Annotated in this window: 18 protein-coding genes; 11 read left to right on the forward strand and 7 right to left on the reverse strand. The window is 64.3% G+C overall.

Annotated elements, in window-relative coordinates:
• Position 1 precedes the first annotated feature (1 nt).
• Genes JGR78_RS05760 through JGR78_RS05770 form a run of 3 tightly spaced genes read left to right on the forward strand, consistent with a single transcriptional unit; the run spans position 2 to position 3539 of the window.
• Positions 2-1180, forward strand: a complete 1179-nt coding sequence (locus JGR78_RS05760; RefSeq protein ID WP_182805879.1) for an acyl-CoA dehydrogenase family protein — start codon at positions 2-4, stop codon at positions 1178-1180.
• A gap of 10 nt (positions 1181-1190) precedes the next feature.
• Positions 1191-2111, forward strand: a complete 921-nt coding sequence (locus JGR78_RS05765) for an SDR family NAD(P)-dependent oxidoreductase (protein WP_182805884.1) — start codon at positions 1191-1193, stop codon at positions 2109-2111.
• A 6-nt stretch (positions 2112-2117) separates the two neighbouring features.
• On the forward strand, positions 2118-3539 hold the full coding sequence (locus JGR78_RS05770) for a hypothetical protein (protein WP_182805887.1): 1422 nt from the start codon (positions 2118-2120) through the stop codon (positions 3537-3539).
• A gap of 83 nt (positions 3540-3622) precedes the next feature.
• Here the strand turns inward: JGR78_RS05770 and JGR78_RS05775 are convergent, their stop codons facing one another.
• The 4 genes from JGR78_RS05775 to JGR78_RS05790 all read right to left on the reverse strand — a co-directional run bounded on the left by JGR78_RS05775 (position 3623) and on the right by JGR78_RS05790 (position 8103).
• Positions 3623-4258 (reverse strand): 3-oxoacid CoA-transferase subunit B, encoded by a 636-nt coding sequence (locus JGR78_RS05775; RefSeq protein ID WP_182793419.1) that lies wholly within the window; start codon positions 4256-4258, stop codon positions 3623-3625.
• Positions 4255-4923: a 3-oxoacid CoA-transferase subunit A gene (locus JGR78_RS05780; RefSeq protein WP_182805890.1), complete on the reverse strand. Its 669-nt coding sequence runs from the start codon at positions 4921-4923 to the stop codon at positions 4255-4257. Before JGR78_RS05780 ends, JGR78_RS05775 begins: the two co-directional genes overlap by 4 nt.
• Positions 4920-6836, reverse strand: coding sequence for a TRAP transporter fused permease subunit (locus tag JGR78_RS05785; RefSeq protein ID WP_182793427.1), 1917 nt, complete (start codon positions 6834-6836; stop codon positions 4920-4922). The genes JGR78_RS05780 and JGR78_RS05785 overlap by 4 nt, the downstream gene beginning before the upstream one ends.
• Positions 6837-6975: 139 nt before the next feature.
• On the reverse strand, positions 6976-8103 hold the full coding sequence (locus tag JGR78_RS05790; protein WP_182805893.1) for a TAXI family TRAP transporter solute-binding subunit: 1128 nt from the start codon (positions 8101-8103) through the stop codon (positions 6976-6978).
• 188 nt (positions 8104-8291) lie between these two features.
• Between JGR78_RS05790 and JGR78_RS05795 the strand changes: the two genes are divergently transcribed.
• On the forward strand, positions 8292-9260 hold the full coding sequence (locus JGR78_RS05795; protein ID WP_182793422.1) for a LysR family transcriptional regulator: 969 nt from the start codon (positions 8292-8294) through the stop codon (positions 9258-9260).
• Positions 9261-9570: 310 nt separating this feature from the next.
• Here the strand turns inward: JGR78_RS05795 and JGR78_RS05800 are convergent, their stop codons facing one another.
• Both JGR78_RS05800 and JGR78_RS05805 read right to left on the reverse strand, forming a co-directional pair.
• Entirely contained in the window at positions 9571-10785 is a 1215-nt protein-coding gene (locus JGR78_RS05800; RefSeq protein ID WP_200559462.1) for an IS256 family transposase, read from the reverse strand.
• Between the two features lie 14 nt (positions 10786-10799).
• A complete protein-coding gene (locus tag JGR78_RS05805) occupies positions 10800-11075 on the reverse strand; it encodes a hypothetical protein (protein ID WP_182793424.1) in 276 nt (91 codons plus the stop codon).
• 248 nt (positions 11076-11323) lie between these two features.
• Between JGR78_RS05805 and JGR78_RS05810 the strand changes: the two genes are divergently transcribed.
• Together JGR78_RS05810 and JGR78_RS05815 are read left to right on the forward strand one after the other, a co-directional pair.
• Positions 11324-11725, forward strand: a complete 402-nt coding sequence (locus JGR78_RS05810) for a hypothetical protein (RefSeq protein ID WP_182793425.1) — start codon at positions 11324-11326, stop codon at positions 11723-11725.
• 74 nt (positions 11726-11799) lie between these two features.
• Positions 11800-12243 carry a hypothetical protein gene (locus tag JGR78_RS05815; protein ID WP_182793426.1) on the forward strand — a complete coding sequence of 148 codons (444 nt, stop codon included), beginning with the start codon at positions 11800-11802 and terminating at the stop codon, positions 12241-12243.
• Between the two features lie 83 nt (positions 12244-12326).
• Here the strand turns inward: JGR78_RS05815 and JGR78_RS05820 are convergent, their stop codons facing one another.
• A complete protein-coding gene (locus tag JGR78_RS05820; RefSeq protein WP_182793362.1) occupies positions 12327-12785 on the reverse strand; it encodes a hypothetical protein in 459 nt (152 codons plus the stop codon).
• Here JGR78_RS05820 and JGR78_RS05825 point away from each other — a divergent pair.
• From JGR78_RS05825 to JGR78_RS05845, 5 genes are all read left to right on the forward strand, one after another.
• On the forward strand, positions 12769-13149 hold the full coding sequence (locus JGR78_RS05825) for a hypothetical protein (RefSeq protein WP_182793363.1): 381 nt from the start codon (positions 12769-12771) through the stop codon (positions 13147-13149). The genes JGR78_RS05820 and JGR78_RS05825 overlap by 17 nt on opposite strands.
• On the forward strand, positions 13149-13832 hold the full coding sequence (locus JGR78_RS05830) for a hypothetical protein (protein WP_182805592.1): 684 nt from the start codon (positions 13149-13151) through the stop codon (positions 13830-13832). The genes JGR78_RS05825 and JGR78_RS05830 overlap by 1 nt, the downstream gene beginning before the upstream one ends.
• A gap of 228 nt (positions 13833-14060) precedes the next feature.
• Entirely contained in the window at positions 14061-14540 is a 480-nt protein-coding gene (locus tag JGR78_RS05835) for a DDE-type integrase/transposase/recombinase (protein WP_182793365.1), read from the forward strand.
• A gap of 126 nt (positions 14541-14666) precedes the next feature.
• A complete protein-coding gene (locus JGR78_RS05840) occupies positions 14667-15383 on the forward strand; it encodes a Mu transposase C-terminal domain-containing protein (RefSeq protein WP_256435059.1) in 717 nt (238 codons plus the stop codon).
• Positions 15380-16336, forward strand: coding sequence for a TniB family NTP-binding protein (locus tag JGR78_RS05845; RefSeq protein WP_182805588.1), 957 nt, complete (start codon positions 15380-15382; stop codon positions 16334-16336). The genes JGR78_RS05840 and JGR78_RS05845 overlap by 4 nt, the downstream gene beginning before the upstream one ends.
• Positions 16337-16373 lie beyond the last annotated feature (37 nt).

Genomic DNA, 16373 nt, shown 5'->3' on the forward strand with positions numbered 1-16373 from the left:
GATGACCGCCATCGACCCGAAACCGCATGAAGACCTGAACCCGCTGTCGGACGAGGATTTCCGCCAGACCGTCCGCCACTGGATCGAGGAGAACTACCCGCCTCATCTTCGCAGTCCCCACCAGCGCCTGCATATCGACGAGGCGCGGCCCTGGTATGAAGCGCTGTCGCGGCAGGGCTGGCTGACGCCCAACTGGCCGCGCGAGCATGGCGGCATGGGCTTGTCCCCCGCCAAGCACCTCATCATGGTCGAGGAGATGGAGCGGCACGGCTGCGCCCGCCTGCCCGATCCGGGCATGACGATGCTGGGCCCGCTGCTGATCCGCTACGGCAGCGACGAACAGCGCGCCTGGCACTTGCCGCGCATCCTGTCGGGCGAGATCATCTGGTGCCAGGGCTATTCCGAACCGAACGCGGGGTCCGACCTTGCCTCGCTGCGGACCTCGGCGGTGCTGGACGGCAACGAATGGGTCATCAACGGCCAGAAGATCTGGACCACGCTGGGGACCGACGGCGACTGGATCTTCGTCCTGGCCCGCACCGACCCGGACGCGCCCAAGCAGCGCGGCATCAGCTTCTTCATCATGCCCGTGGACACCCCCGGCATCGAGGTGCGCCCGATCATCAACCTCGACCGCCACGACGAATTCGCCGAAGTCTTCTTCAACGATGTCCGCATCCCCGCCGACTCCATTGTGGGCGAGGTGAACAGGGGCTGGTCCATCGCCAAGGGCCTTCTGAGCTTCGAGCGCATCTTCCTCGGCTCGCCCTATATGGCGACCGGCGCGATGGCGCATCTGGAGCGGCTTGTCCGTCATCTCGGCCGCGAGGACGAGCCCGAGATCAAGGCGCTGCTGAACGGCCTGCGGATGGAGTTGGAGGACCACAAGTCCTTCTACACCGCCTTCGCCGACCAGGTGCGCCGGGGCGAGCCCCTGGGGCCGGACGTGTCGATGCTCAAGATCAACCTGTCGGCGCTGTACCAGAAGATCACCGACCACATCATCGAGATCGCGGGCCAGCACACGGCACTGCTTGACCCCTTATCCGACGATCCGGGGCTGTATCCGTCCAGCGCCTTCATCCAGGCGCGGCCCCATTCGATCTATGGCGGGTCGAGCGAGATCCAGAAGAACATCGTGGCCAAGCAGGTGCTTGGCCTCAGCGAAGACATGCGGTGAGGAGAACGGGATGAGCGTGGATCTGGGCATGGACGGCAAGGTCGCCATCGTCACGGGGGCGGGCGGCGGCATCGGTCGGGCGATCGCGGTGGGCATGGCGGCGGCGGGCGCGAAGGTCGTCATCAACGACATCGGCGTGGGCCTTAGCGGCGAGGGCGGCTCGTCGTCGCCAGCCGAGGAAACCCGCGCCCTCATCCAGGGCGCGGGCGGCGAGGCGGCGATCAGCACCGACAGCGTGACCTCGTGGGACAGCGCGCAGCGGATCGTGGGCTGCGCGATGGACAATTTCGGCCGGCTGGATGCGGTGGTGAACAACGCCGGCATCCTGCGCGACGCGATCTTCCACAAGATGGACCCGACGGACTGGGTGTCGGTCATCGACGTGCATCTGAACGGCAGCTTCTTTGTCAGCCGCGCCGCGGCCGAGCAGTTCCGCAAGCAGGAAAGCGGCGCCTATGTGCACATGGCCTCGACCTCGGGGCTGATCGGGAACTTCGGGCAGGCGAATTATTCGGCGGCCAAGCTGGGCATCACGGCGCTGTCCAAGTCGATCGCGCTGGACATGGCGCGCTACAACGTCCGCTCGAACTGCATCGCCCCCTTTGCGTGGAGCCGGATGACCAGCTCCATCCCCGCCAACACCGACGCCGAAAAGGCGCGGGTCGAGCGGATGAAGCGGATGACCCCCGAAACCAACGCGCCGCTGGCGGTGTTCCTTGCGTCCGACGCGGCGCGCGAGGTCACGGGGCAGGTCTTCGCGGCCCGGCTGAACGAGATCTTCCTGTTCAGCCAGCCGCGCCCGATCCGCTCGGCCCACATGGATGGCGGCTGGACGCCCGAAACCATCGCCGAGCGGGTGCTGCCCGCCTTCAGGTCGAGCCTGATCCCGATGGAGCGGTCCGGCGACGTCTTTGCATGGGACCCGATCTGACCCGGCATGAAGGCCCTTGATGAACGCAGCCTTCCGGCCCTTGTCGCGCAAGTCTGCATCGTCATCGTCATCGCGGTCTCGGTCACCGGGATATTCGTCCAGGGCGCGGCGCTGAGCCTGATGGCCGGCGCCGCGCTGCTGGTCTATTTCCTGATCTGCTGGCGCCTGTTCACGCTGGTGACCTGGGTGCCGGTGATCCTGTCGCTGGTGATGCTGGCGCTGTCCCTGTGGCGCGGGATCAGCCTTGAGACACTGACGCAGGCGATGGACCGGATGGCGTTCCTGGCCGCCCTGCTGGCAGTGACGGGAATGCTGCGGGTGGTGGCGCAATCCGCGCCGGAAATCGCGGCCGCAGGACGCTATCTGACCTCGCAGCCCCCGAGCCGGCGCTATTGGGCGCTGAGCTTCGGGGGCCATGTCTTCGGCCTGCTGATCAACCTGGGCGGGCTGGCGATCCTTCTGGACATGACCCGGCAGGCGCTGGCAGGCAGCGGCGGCATCCCCGACCGGATGCGGGAATGGAAGCTGCGTCGGATGACGACGGCCACGCTGCGGGGCTTCTCGCTTGTGGCGTTGTGGTCTCCCTTCGGCTTTGGCATCAACCTGCTGCTGCTGGCGATGCCGGGGCTGAGCTATTTCCAGATCGGGCCGCTGGGCTTCGCACTGACCTTTGCCTTCGGGTTCTGGGGCTGGCTGGTCGATCGCCTGACCGCCCCGCGCCCGACGCCGGGCGCCCCGGTCACGGTTGGGCCGGACCCGGATGACCGCGGCGCGGTGGCGCGGATGCTGGGCCATGTCGCGGGACTGGCAGTCATCGTCTTTGCGCTGAACCTCGCCACCGGCCTTGATTTCCAGCGGGCGCTGCTGGTCGGCCTGCCGGTCTACAGCCTGATCTGGGCGGCGCGGCTGGGGCGGAGGCGTCCCGGCGGCCCGGCAGGCTCGATCCGCCAGGCGCTGGGCGAGACGCTGCGGCGGTTTCCGCTGGCGGCGGGAGAGCTTGGCGTCTTCGCCTCGGCCGGGCTGCTGGCCGTCCTGATGCTGGAGCTGGTCCCCGTGGACCAGGTGCAGGCGCTGATCGCGGACTGGCAGCTTGCCCCCTGGCAGATGATCGTCCTGCTGAACCTGACGCTGTTCGGCTTTGGCGCGGCGGGCATCAACCCGATCATCACCGCCTCGGTGCTGGGCAGCCTTGTCACCCGGCTTGACATGCCGGGGCTGTCGCAGCTGGCGGCGGGGATCGGGATGGCGGGGGCATGGTCCTGCGTGATGGGGTTCACGCCGTTCATCACCACGGTCGCCTATACCGGTGCTCTGATCGGTCGGCCGGTGGCACGGGTCGGACTGTTCTGGAACGGGCCCTACTGCCTCTCGGCGCTAGTCCTGTGGACGGCGGCGCTGGCGGCGGCGGTCGCGGCCGGGCTCATCTGAGACGAAATGCGTCCGGCGCCGCAGTTGCGCCGCGCCGAATAACCTTCATTCTTGGATGGTTGCAGCGGCGGTGCCCGCGGCGATCACGCGATCAGCCGCGCCTCGGTCACGGACTGCACGTCGCCAAGGCTGTTGCCGGGGGCGAGGTCGATCACCCGGAAACCTTCGGGTGTCACGGCGAACACCCCGAGGTCGGTATAGACGCGCGTGACCACCCCTGCCCCGGTCAGCGGGAAGCTGCAGCGTCGCAGCAGCTTCGGACTACCCTCACGCGTGGTGTGGCGCATGATAGCGAAGATCTGCGGCACTCCGGCTACAAGGTCCATGGCCCCGCCCACCGCGGGCGGGAAGCTCTCGTCCAGCGTCGCCCAGTTCGCCAGGTCGCCGTTCTCGGCCACCTGATAGGCGCCGAGCACCGCGATATCGAGATGCCCGCCCCGCATCATCGCGAAGCTGTCGGTGTGATCGAAGAAGGACGCGCCCGGCAGTGTTGTGACGAACTTCTTGCTGGCGTCGATCAGCTCTGGGTCTTCCTGCCCCGGCGCCGGCGAGGGGCCGACGCCGAGAAGGCCGTTCTCGGTCTGGTACATCACCTCGCGCCCTTTGGGCACGAAGGCCGCAACGAGATTTGGCAGGCCGATGCCGAGGTTGACATAGGCGCCGTCGGGAATGTCCTGCGCCAGCCGTGCGGCCATCTGGTCGTCGCTCAGGCGGTTCATGGACGCACTCCGTATTCGGTCAGGCGGTCGATGAAGATGCCGGGCGTCATCACGCTTTCTGGGGGAATCGGCTCATCGCTCAGATGCCGCACCTCTGCAATGCTGTGCCGCGCGGCCATCGCCATCACGGGGTTGAAGTTCCGGGCCGTGGCATGGAAGGTCAGGTTCCCCCAGCGGTCGCCCCGCTCGGCCCGCACCAGCGCGAAGTCGGCGTGGAGCGGTTTTTCGAAGACATAGCCGCGACCGTCGATCTCGCGCGTTTCCTTGCCCTCGGCCAGCTTTGTGCCGTAGCCGGTGGGCGTCAGGAAGCCGCCGAGACCAGCAGCGGCCGCGCGGATACGCTCGGCCAGCGTGCCCTGCGGGACGATCTCGAGCTCGACCTCGCTCGCCTCGAAGCGCCGCTCGAACCAGATCGAACCGGGGGTGCGGGGGTAGGAGCAGATCACCTTCGCAACCCGCCCCTCGCGCAGCAGCGCCGACGTTCCCGTCTCAAAGGAACCGGCGTTGTTCGAGATGATCGTCAACCCCTTCGCCCCGTGGTCCAGAAGCGCGCCGAGCAGCCCGAAGGGGATGCCGGATTCCCCGAAGCCCCCGACCATGATGGTGGCGCCATCGTGGATTGGCGCCACCGCGGAGGCCAGGTCGGCCACTCGCTTGTCGATCATGTCGTTGCCTTCATCTGATTTTTCGCCCGGAACCACTCATAGAAAATCGCAATAGCGATCACCACGAGACCCAGGACATCCGTGTAGAATTCCGGAATGATCGTGAGGATGGCGCCGATGGTGAACAGCACCCGTCCGACCATGCTGATGATGCCGACGCGGTAGAGATAGGCTTCGAAGGCGACCGTCAGCGCCCAGAGAGCGATCAGGGCCATCACCAGCGCGCTCAACACGTCTGCCCAGGTTCCCTGCATCAGCAGGGCCGGGTCGTAGATGAAGATGAACGGGAGGATGAACTTCGCATTGCCCAGCCGCATCGTGAACAGGCTGGTCTTGAACGGGTCCGACTTGGCGATGTTCGCCGCCGTGATCGACGCCAGCGCAACCGGCGGCGTGATGTAGGACAGCATCCCCCAGTAAAGGATGAACATGTGGCTGCCGATGGGGTTGAGCCCGGCCTGCACCAGCGCGGGCGCCAGCAGGATCGACAGGAAGATGTAGGCGGCGCTGACCGTCATCCCCAATCCGAGGATGAAGCTCGTGAGCGCGCCGGCAATCAGCATCAGCAGCACGTTGCCGCCAGCCAGAATCAGCAGTTCGCGCGAAAAGGCGCCTGCAACGCCGGTGTATGACAGACCGCCGACCACCAGTCCGATCCCGGCGAGGATCGCCACCAGCGAGCCGATATTCTTTGCGACGTCGAGCAGCAGGTCCAGCGCGCGGCGCGCGTTCAGCCGGGTCCGGGGGTTGAAGGACGTGGCGATGATCATCGCAAGGGACGCGAAATACGGCGAGTAGCTTTCCAGCCGCATGACCATCAGCACGTAGATTAGCACGACGAGCGACAGAAGGTAGGGCCAGCCCGAAATCAGCGTGCGCCCGAGCGGCGGGATTTCTTCCTCCGGCAGGCCCTTCAGGCCCTCGCGCGCGGCGTAGAGATCGACCTGGAACAGCAGCGCGGCGTAGAACAGGACCGCCGGCAGGAAGGCCGCGATTGCCACTTCGGCGTAAGGAATGCCGAGGAACGAGGCCATGATGAACGCGACCGTGCCCATGACCGGGGGCATCAGCGTCGCGCCGCTCGACGCGGTTGCCTCGATGGCGGCGGCGTAGGTTCGGGAATAGCCCACCCGCATCATCGTCGGAATGGTGAACGGGCCGGTGGTCAGGATATTGGAAATGACGCTGCCCGACAGCGAGCCCAGAAGCCCTGAGCTCAGCACCGAGACTTTTGCCGGCCCGCCCCGGCGGCGACCCAGAAGCGCCGCTGCCAGGTCCATGAAGAAGTCGCTGCCCTTGGTGATCGTAAGGACCGATCCGAAGATGACGAACCCGATCACCAGTTCCGCCACCACCTGCATGGGCAGGCCGACGATGCTTTCGACGCCAAGGACATGGGCGCGCACCGCTTCCGGCAGGCTGTAGGCGGTGCCCCACAGGAAACCGGGCATGTAGCCCGCAAACAGCGGATAGGCGGCGAAGAACAGCGCCGTGCATAGCAGGATATTACCGCCCCCGCGCCGGACCCCTTCGAGCGCCGCGACCAGCACGATCACGGCGGCGATGTCCGCCGACAGCGGGGCGGCGAACTCCCACCCCTCCTGGATGATGCGCAGGCCGTTATTGCCCAAATAGAGGGTTGCGCCGAAGGTCAGCACCACCAGAACCCAGTCGAACCACGGCACCGTCGTCGCCCATTTCGGGCTGGACGGCATCGTGATGAAGGCGATCGAAAGGAAAACGCCGATCAGATAATAAAGATACGAGTTGCCGAGCGGCTGGAAGCCGAACAGGTTGAGCAGGAAAACTTGGTTGATTGCCAGCAGCACGCCAGCGGCGCCGAGGATATACACTACGATCAGCGCGAAGCCCGAGGGGCGCGCCGGCCGTGGAGGATCAGAGCTGTGGTGCATGTGCTGCTCGTCCGTGGTCACCTGACCAACCGGCGGCGGTATCTTTGCGTCTGTGACTGATTCTTGGGTCATCGGGTCCAATCCTGAAAATCGGCGAGCCGACGCATACCCGCGCCGGCTCGGTTAGCAGAGGCAGACCTCAGTTGGATCCCTGACCAAGAGCCGCCTTGGCCTCGGCCCACTGCGCCGCGAATTGTTCAGGCGGCAGGTCTCGGTTCGCCGGCAGGAACTCCTCCCATGCGGCGCGAAGCGCGTCGAGACGGGCGATCCGCTCCTGGTTCCAGGCTTCGGACTCGTCGGTCCAGATGCCCTTCTCGGTCAGATAGCGGACCGCGCCCTCGTGGAAGGGAACGTCGATCGGGGGTGTCCCGGAGATGTTCAGATCCCAGCGGTGCATGGTCGCGGTGGCGTTCTTGTAGAGATCGAAGCTCTCATCCAGCGCCTTGGTGAACGCGTAGACCTCGTCGGCCGACTTGTCAGCGAGAGTTACGATCACCGGATAGCGATAGGCCGCCATTGAAACCTTCTCGCCCGGTGCAAGGCCGGCAGCGATATCTTCCTCGAATGGGCCCATGATCGGCAGAACGTCCAGCAGCTTGGCCCAGCCTTCCTGGTCGTTCGGGTCAAGAGTCACCCACTTGATCCCCCGTGGGGACGACGCAAGTTCGTAAAGCTGGCTGGTCGTCGGAGTGGTGCAGGTGAAGTCCGCCTCGTTCCTGGTCATGGAGCTCATGGCGGCCGCATAGGTCGGGAACATCACGACCTCGACATCGTCCAGCGTCAAGTCACCGAACGCCAGGACCGCTTCGCACTTGACGTTGATCGACGGATTGCCGACCACGAAAGCGGCGCGCTTGCCGCGCGCGTCGGCGATCGTCTCGATCCCGGCATCCCCCGCCGCCACCATCGACAGCGACGCCGGACGGCCGGCGACCGCACGCAGGTTCTGCGGGCCGAACTCGGGCACGGCATAGTCGTAGTCGCCTTCCGACAGGAAGTAGGTCTCGGTCGCGAGGAAGCCGTAATCGGCCCGGCCCAGCAGCAGCGGCTGCAGGCGGCCGATCCCGCTGCCCGACGGCTGGATGCGAATCCGGGTGTTGGCGTGGCGCCCGAAAGCATCGGCGATCGCCGAGGCTTCGGCGTAGCCTGCCGAGCCCACGTCATAGGCCGTCCAGATCATCGTATTGGGCAGTTCCTGCGCCACCGCCCCAGTGACGCCAAGCGCGAGGGCGATTGTGCTGGCGCGGATTGTACTAAAGAAATTCATGGATGTTCCTCCCAAAACACCTGCAGGGCCGTCATGGCATCCGACGCGAGTGTGGCGCCTGCCTGCTAACTGATCTCACTCTCCCCATCCGGCCTGCGGTGGGCAGGGCCGAAGCTGACAAAGGTTTGCGTGTTGCGGCGCATAATTCAAATGCATTGCCAGCATTTCAGCGATACTGTGGAGGCATCATGGACCTACGACAACTTCGCAGCTTCCTGGAAATTTGCCGCGCCGGCAGCATCACTCAGGCGGCCGACCGGCTGAACATGGCCCAACCCGCCCTGACCCGCCAGATCCAGTCGCTGGAGGAGGAGATGGGTGTTCTGCTACTGCACCGTCACGGACGCGGCGTCAGCCTCACAGCACAGGGCGAGCTGCTGCAGGCCCGCTCGCGTCAGTTGCTCGAGGATGCCGACGATCTGGTCCGCGTCGTGTCGGGCCGCGACGGCGAACTGCGCGGCATGGTCAGGTTGGGCCTGCCCCCCGCGCTGGCCGAGGTGCTGACCGCTCCCCTCATCGAGCGGTTCATGACCGAACACCCCCATGCCCAGCTGCGCGTCAGCTCGGGTTTCACCGGCCATGTGCGCGACTGGCTGCGGCGCGGCGAGGTCGATCTGGGCGTGACCTACGAGCTCGCGCTGGCGCGTGGCCAGCGTGCAATCCCGCTCCTGCGGGAAGAGTTGTGCCTGATCTGCCCGCCCGGCGAGCCACTGGCAGGCGAGCCGATCACCTTTGCCGAGGCGTTCTCAGGGCCGCTGATCCTGCCCACGCCGATTCATGCGCTGCGGCAGTTGATCGACAAGGCGGCCGATATCCGTGGCATCGTGCCGGTGGTCGTGGCCGAGATCGACGTGGTGTCGGCCATGCTCACGCTGGTAGAGAAGAACCTCGGCCGTACGATCCTGTCGCGTGCGATGGGAGGACAGGCGGCGCAAGTGGGCTCGCGGCTGGTCATCCGGCCGATCGTCGATCCTGTGCTGAGCCGGATGCTTGCGTTGTGGCAGTCACCGGCGCGCGACAGCACCCCTGTCGTGCGCCGCTTTGCGCAGGAACTGCTGGAGCAGGCGCGGCTCATGGTCCAGCAGGGCGCCTGGCCGGGCGCACTGCCAGTCCGACCGGATATTGAGCACGAGGGCGAAACGCAGGAACGGAACTGAGCCAGCGGCGGCTTGGACCTGCATCGTTTCTGTTCCGGTCCGGCGCTCATGTGAGGCAGCCCCTTCCAGTTCGTGTTGAAGCCGCCCCGGGCAAGAGACCGCTCGGGGCGATCTCGTGCTGGTCTATCCGAAGAGGTCTCGCTCGTAGATCTTCCCCTTGGCAAGGCTCTGATGATCAAAGCCGTCTGAAGGTGCGAACCTGGGCTTGATCCATGACACTCGCAAATTAGGTCGTTCGGTCACCGGGTGGCGCCCGGGAGTGTCCTGAACTCCGTGTATCTGATCCGGCCCATGCGGTTTTCAGATACAGTCAGGCGTCGAAGCGCCCGGCGAACATTATGGCCAGCTGATTTCGTGCGGCAACCCATTCCCGGACGGCCCTGCCGCCCTTCTCGAAGTTGCGGATGGCCAGAAAGATCAGCTTGGTGGCAGCCTCTTCGGTGGGGAACGAGCCCTTGGTCTTCAGGGTTTTTCGCAACACCCGGTTCAGCGATTCCACCGCGTTGGTCGTGTAGATGATCTTCCGGATCGGGACGCTGAAGGCAAAGAACGGGATCACCTCGGCCCATGCCCGGCGCCAGGCCGGGGCAATGGACGGGTATTTCCCGGCCCATGTCCCCTCGAAGTCATCGAGCCGGCGGGCGGCCTCCTCGGCAGTCGGGGCCTCATAGATCGGGCGCAGGTCGGCGGCCACCGCCTTGCGGTCTTTCCAGCTGCAGAAGTTCATCGAGTGCCGGATCAGGTGGACGATGCAGGTCTGGACCGTGGTTTCCGGGAAGGCGGCGGTGATCGCCTCCGGGAAGCCCTTCAACCCGTCCACAACGGCGATCAGGATGTCCTGGACGCCGCGGTTGCGCAGCTCGTTCATCACCGACAGCCAGAACTTGGCACCTTCGTTGTCGGCGATCCAAAGCCCAAGAACCTCGCGCTCGCCCTCCCGCGTGACGCCCAGGGCGATGTAGACCGCCTTGTTCCGCACCATCCGGCTGTCGGCATCGCGAATCTTGACGCGCAGGGCGTCAAAGATGACGATCGGATACATCCGGTCCAGCGCCCGGTGCTGCCAGTCCCGGACCTCCTCCAGCACGGCATCGGTGACGCGGCTGATCAGGTCCGGCGACACCCGCAGTCCGTAGAGATCCTCGAGATGCGCCTGGATGTCGCGCACCGAAAGCCCGGCAGCATAGAGCCCGATGATCTTGTCATCCACTCCGTCGATCCGGGTCTGGCCCTTCCTGACCAGCTCGGGCTCGAAGCTGCCGTCCCGGTCGCGCGGCACCGCCAGCGGCACCTCGCCATCCGAGCCCTTCACCCGCTTCGTCGCGGTGCCATTGCGGCGGTTGGCCTGGTCGGGCGGCGGCTCGGCTCCAGCCTCATAGCCCAGGTGCGCAGTCAGTTCGGCCCCGAGCATCCGCTCCATCAGCCGAACCTTCAGTTCCTTCATCAGCCCGGCATCGCCGAGCAGATCCTCGGGCCGCTTGCAGCCCTTCAGCAACTCGTCCAGCAGCTCGTTGGAAATCGTCATCTTCCTTGCTCCTCTCAGGAAGCATGGACCGGGTCAGTCATACACAGAAGATCAGACACTCTCGTGGCGCCCAGCACCGCCACGAGCTCCAGGCGCTGGTGCGCGGTCATTGCTTCCAGGTCCACCTCGAAGGCTTCCCACGCGAACTCTCGCACCTGTCCTTCATTGAGCGTGCCAATATAGTAGCCATAGTTGTCTTGGTGCCGATACGACACTGTCAAAGTGCCGTAGCGTGCAGTCCAAACGTCGCCGTCGTGTGTGATTGTAATCTGCAACGGGTCGATCTGCATCACTCCTCTCCCTCAATCTACCAATCTACGCAGGCTCTCGAGCCACTCATGTGCAGATAGCCATGCACGGCAGCACCGCATCCACGGCGCTGCGAACTTTTTTCGTCAATTTCCATAAATTCCCTTCGTCCCTCGGGGAACCGGCCATTCTTTATCTTAAGCAACGACAGACAGGCCCGCAGGAAGGGAGGATGAGGGCGACATTGAAGCTGCCGCACTGGTGCAGCGTATAGAAAAGAGCGAAGCAAATGTTCGACTCTCGTCCTTCTGAAGTTCGCCGTGACATCCTCGAGCGTGTCCGCCGGTTCTTCTTCGATTATGGCCATGAGCTCACCATGGCCGCCTCGATGCTCGGCGGTACCGCTGCCGAGGCGCGGGTGGTATCTTGCGCCATCCATCTCGACCGGAGCCCCTGCATCGATCGCCGCCTCAAGCGCGATCTTGCGGCCATTCACCGGTGTCTTGCACTTCATGATGTGGGCGATCCGGATGACTTCGACATCTCCCTCTTTTCGACGCTTCATCCCGCGTCCGCCGAAGTCGAGACAATCTGCCTGCTGACGGACATGCTCGAGGATCTGCTCCACGAGATCGACAGCATGGGGTGCGATCTGGCTGGCGAGGTTGATGGTCCCCTGATCGCTGCCTGACATCTCTCTCGATCCCCCGGGGATCGAGCCTTGACGCCCGTCCCCAGTACGCCGGGCAACCCTGGAGAGCTGTTATGAAGATCAACCCTGTAGCCGCGCCCTCGCTCGACGGGCTGGCGACTGAAACCATCCGTCTCAGACGTGAGCTCCATGAAATGGCGCACGCCGTCTACGTCGGCGGCAACATCCGCGACTTCGGGTTTGCGGCGCGGACACTGGGTCGGCTTGCGGAGCGGCAGCCATTTGATAGCCGTGACACCGCTTCTTTCCAGGCGTTGCGCGGCATCATCGATACCGACCTCAGCCGAGAAGTCGTCGGGACTGAACGACGCTTCGTGGAGACTCGCTACGACAACGATGGTCAGCATGGTGAGGTTCGCGAGATTCCGGTCTACAGTGCACGCGGCGAAACGCTCCTGCGCCTGCAAGAAACGCTCAACAGCTTCCTCGCTGCACGTGACGCGGCCTTGGATCGGATTGCAGCGGATCGCGCCCTCATGCAACTGCTGCGCACCTGATTGCGCAGGCGTGGCACCGTTCCCGGGGCGCGAGCCAACGCGCTCCTGGCCACGCCAGATTACGATGTAAACGGTTATTTCTATCAACCGGACAACGTCTTGCGCGAAAGATGCAGGTTTTCGCTTTGCGGATCCGCAGGTGGATCAATTTCCCCAGAACGAGAGACACAGTCCTGATCCGCCATCAGGACAACAACCCACCAACCACGCCTCATGAACCGGAAAAACCGACAATGCACGAGAACTTCGACCGGGGCATGCAGCTTCCGGAACCCCCTACAGCCGCCCGCAGGATTACCATGGGCTCCAAGCACCATTTCACCGGTGCGCTCGTCTTCGGTGAAGGGGGCGGGAAGACCATGGAGGTCGAAAGCCACACCGAGATGCAGATCGCGCTGGTGATGCTGGCTCGCCCCGAGGTGATCGACCTCGAAAACCAACTGCCATTTCGCTGGGCCGACGACCAGGACGTCCTGCGCACACACTACTTCGACTTCCGGGTCACGCTCCAAAAACGGAAGTCGGGTGGCGCTGATCGTCAAGTCCGCACACAAGGCGGCGACGGCGAAGTTTCAGGCGACTGCACGTCGGATCGCGTCCCAAGTTCCTCAGGCGTTCGCCGACCGGGTCTGCGTGATGACCGAGAAGCACCTCGACCCGGTCGAGGTTCACAATGCCGAACTCATCCACGCTGTCCGGGTGCCCGACCCGGAAGCGGACGCGGCAATCCTCAGTGCCGTCAGCGGAATCATCGGCGCCGTTCGGATCGGCGATCTGGCGGAGCAAACCAGGCTGCGAGGCCGTGGCTTCCGGGCCGTCGTGCGCCAGATCCGTAGCCACCACCTCGTGCTCGCGGCCCATGAACGCATTGCACCGGACGCCTTTGTCCGCCGGAGGGCTGCGTGATGCTCGACCTCATGCCCAGCGAGAGCACAACGCGTTTCGCCTTCAGCAAGCATGATGCTGTGCTTGTTCACGGCACCAGGTATCAGCCCGTCGACGAAACCGACAAGGGATACATCCTGGTTCGTGCCGACGGGCAGGGAGTTGCGGAAAGCTACTCCCGGACCGAGATGGCGCGGCTCGTCGAACTCGGGCACGTCGCGCACGAACGGAACGCTTTCCTTCCGGAAAGCGCGCGCCGGCGGCTCGAGCTCCCAAGCGAGATGCTCTCAACCATGGGAGAAAAGAAGCACCGCAAGGCGAAACGCCGAGAGGCGGTTGTTCTGGCATTCCTCGCCCTGGAGGAGGAGGGCCGCGTCAAGCGGACCGACGCATCCATCCAGTCCGCTTTGAATGACATCAAGGTCAGAGCGGCAGTGTTTTGCTCTCAACGGAGCGCGTGCGACGAAAACGCCATCGATCCCGACACGCTGATCATGCCGAAGGTCGGTGTCAGATCGGTTCGGCGTTGGCTCAGTGCTTATGTGAAACTCGGGCTACCCGGCCTTTACGATGCCATCGAAAACCGCGGCAATCGCCAATCGCGCCTCCGTCCCGACGAACTTGCCCTCATGTCCCGCGTGGTCGGCGGGTATCTCGACGACCGCAAGCCGTCGATCTCCACCATCTACGAGAACGTGCAATAGGAGTTCGATGAGGAGAACCGCAGCCGCCGCGCGCGGGGCGCGGCCGAACTGGTCTCGCCGTCTCGTGAAACCGTGAGATTGGCGGTCAGATCACTTGATCCATTCCGCTGCGATCTCTCCCGCGAGGGGTCGGCCCGTGCGCGCAACAAGTATGCGCCGGTCGGGAAGGGTCTGGATCTGACGCGGCCGCTTCAGCGCGTAGAACTCGACACATGGAAGGTCGACCTGATGACCCTGGCGGCTGCCTCCGGGCTCTCCCATTTCATGTCCGACGAAGACAAGGCACGTCTGGGTCTCGACAATCAGAAGACTCGATGGCACCTGACCGTGGCGATCTGCGCGACCACGCGCTGCATCCTCGCCATGCGGCTCTGCCGTGCTCCAAACGCCCAGGCCACCCTGCAGACGATCGAGATGATGCTGCGCGACAAGGGTGTCTGGTCTGATGCTGTCGGCGCACTCAGCCCGTGGGCCTACTATGGAACGCCCGAGTTGGTGGTAATGGATTGCGGCACCGAGAACACGTCCTTCGACGTGCGACTTGCGTTGCGCGACCTTGGCATCCGCGTGGAGCATGCACCCGCGGGGCTGCCGGAGATGCGGGCGCGCATCGAACGGTTCTTCGGTACTATCTCGACCGGCCTCACACCGCGGCTTACGGGGCGCACGTTCAGCAGCATGATCGAGAAGGGCGACTACGATCCCTAGGCGCGCGCTGCACTGACTGCAGACGATCTGTGTGCTGCGATCATTCGCTGGGTTGTCGACATCTATCACCGCAGCGCCCATTCCGGGCTCGGGGGAGAAACCCCTGCCAACTGCTGGCGGCGCCTCATCGAACAGTTTGGCGTATGCCCCGCTCCTGACTTACGACGTCGGCGGCTTGCTCTTGGGACGCGCTTCAAGCGGACCGTTTCCAAGACCGGCGTTACGGTATTCGGCATCCGCTATCATTCCGAGGAATTGGCCCGCTGGATGCTGCGCACGAAGAAGCGCGAGGTAAACCTGCGCTGGTACCGTGAGGACCTGGGGGCGATTGCGGTCGAGCTCGATGGCGAGTGGTATGAGGTGCCGGCCGTGTTTGATCGCTTCAAGGGCGTATGGGCGCAAACATGGCTGGCAGCCGCACGAGAGCTCCAGATCCGCTTCAAGCATGAGGTCACCTTCGATGAAGAGATCGTCTTCAAGGCAATCCGACACATCGACGAGATCAATGGACAGGCGATGAAGCGCATAGGCCTCCTCGCCGACGACTGGTCGGAGGCGCGGATTCTGCAAGAGGAGGAGCGGCTACTGATCGGTTTCGACATGTCCGAGCGCAGCCTGCCGCTCGCTTCTCCCGACACACGCTTCGGCGATGAGATGGCGGGGGGAGCGGGAGACGACATCGGCTCAGACGAAGTTACGACGTCTCGCGAAAAAAAAAAACCGCGGAACGCTCGTGGATTCGTTTCCGCGCCCACCGCTTCGACTGCAGATCCCTTGGGTGACGCGGCTCCGAAGGGAGACGCTGACGACGACCCAGGATTTGAGATCGAGGACAAGTGGTGACTACAAACCCGCAGATACAGTGCAGTGAAGTGCATGCCGTCATCGACGGCCTGCGCTCCAAATACGTGAAGTTGCCGCGTGATCGCGAGTTTCGCACGCATCTCGATCGGCTCATCAAACGAGATGATACGGGCCGCCAGATCGCGGCACCGGTAGTGTTCACGTCGACAGGCGAGACGCGGGGTATCGCCCTCGTGGATGGTGCAGGCGGCGGAAAGACCTCCCTCGTGGATCATGCGCTCCGCGAGCACCCTGCCCTTCAGACCACTGAGGCAGGCAGGATGCCTTGGCTCGGCGTGCGGGTGCCCAGCCCCGCCACCCTGAAATCGCTGGGTCTGGAGATCCTTCGGCAGGCCGGCTATCCCGAGGCTCGTGGACTGAGGCACGCTTGGGAGATCTGGACCCAGGTGCGCTATCGGCTGCAGCTGCTCGGAACCGTCGTACTCTGGATCGACGAAGCTCACGACCTGTTTCGGAACGGTTCGGCTCGCGAGATCGAGGATATTCTCAAGACTTTGAAGTCGTTGATGCAGGGTGAAGGAGCCGTCATTGTCATCCTGACCGGCATCGAGACGCTGTGGCAGATTGCGTCCTACGACGACCAGGTGAAGCGCCGCTATTCCAGGATCGAGCTGCCGTCGGTCACCATGGCTGGAGACGAGAAGATCCTCTGGAAGCTGATTGAAACCTTCTCGGCACAGGCGAAACTTGCCGCACCGGAGAAGAACGATCTTGTCGCACGCCTCATTCATGCCGGCCGTGCCCGCTTTGGTCGCTGCATCGAACAGATCATCAATTCGATCGAGGTGGCACTTCACGAGGGTGCATCCAGCCTTGAGATCGAGCATTTCGCTCGTAGCTTCGACATGCAGGAGGGCTGCGCCCCCGGCGAGAACATCTTCCGTTCGCCACGCTGGTCGCAGATCGATGTCGACGCGCCCCGCCGCGCCTGACCCTGCCGCAACCAGAGCCAGTTCTTCACCCAGAGCG

The sequence above is a fragment of the Paracoccus sp. MC1862 genome (assembly GCF_016617715.1).
Classification (GTDB): domain Bacteria; phylum Pseudomonadota; class Alphaproteobacteria; order Rhodobacterales; family Rhodobacteraceae; genus Paracoccus.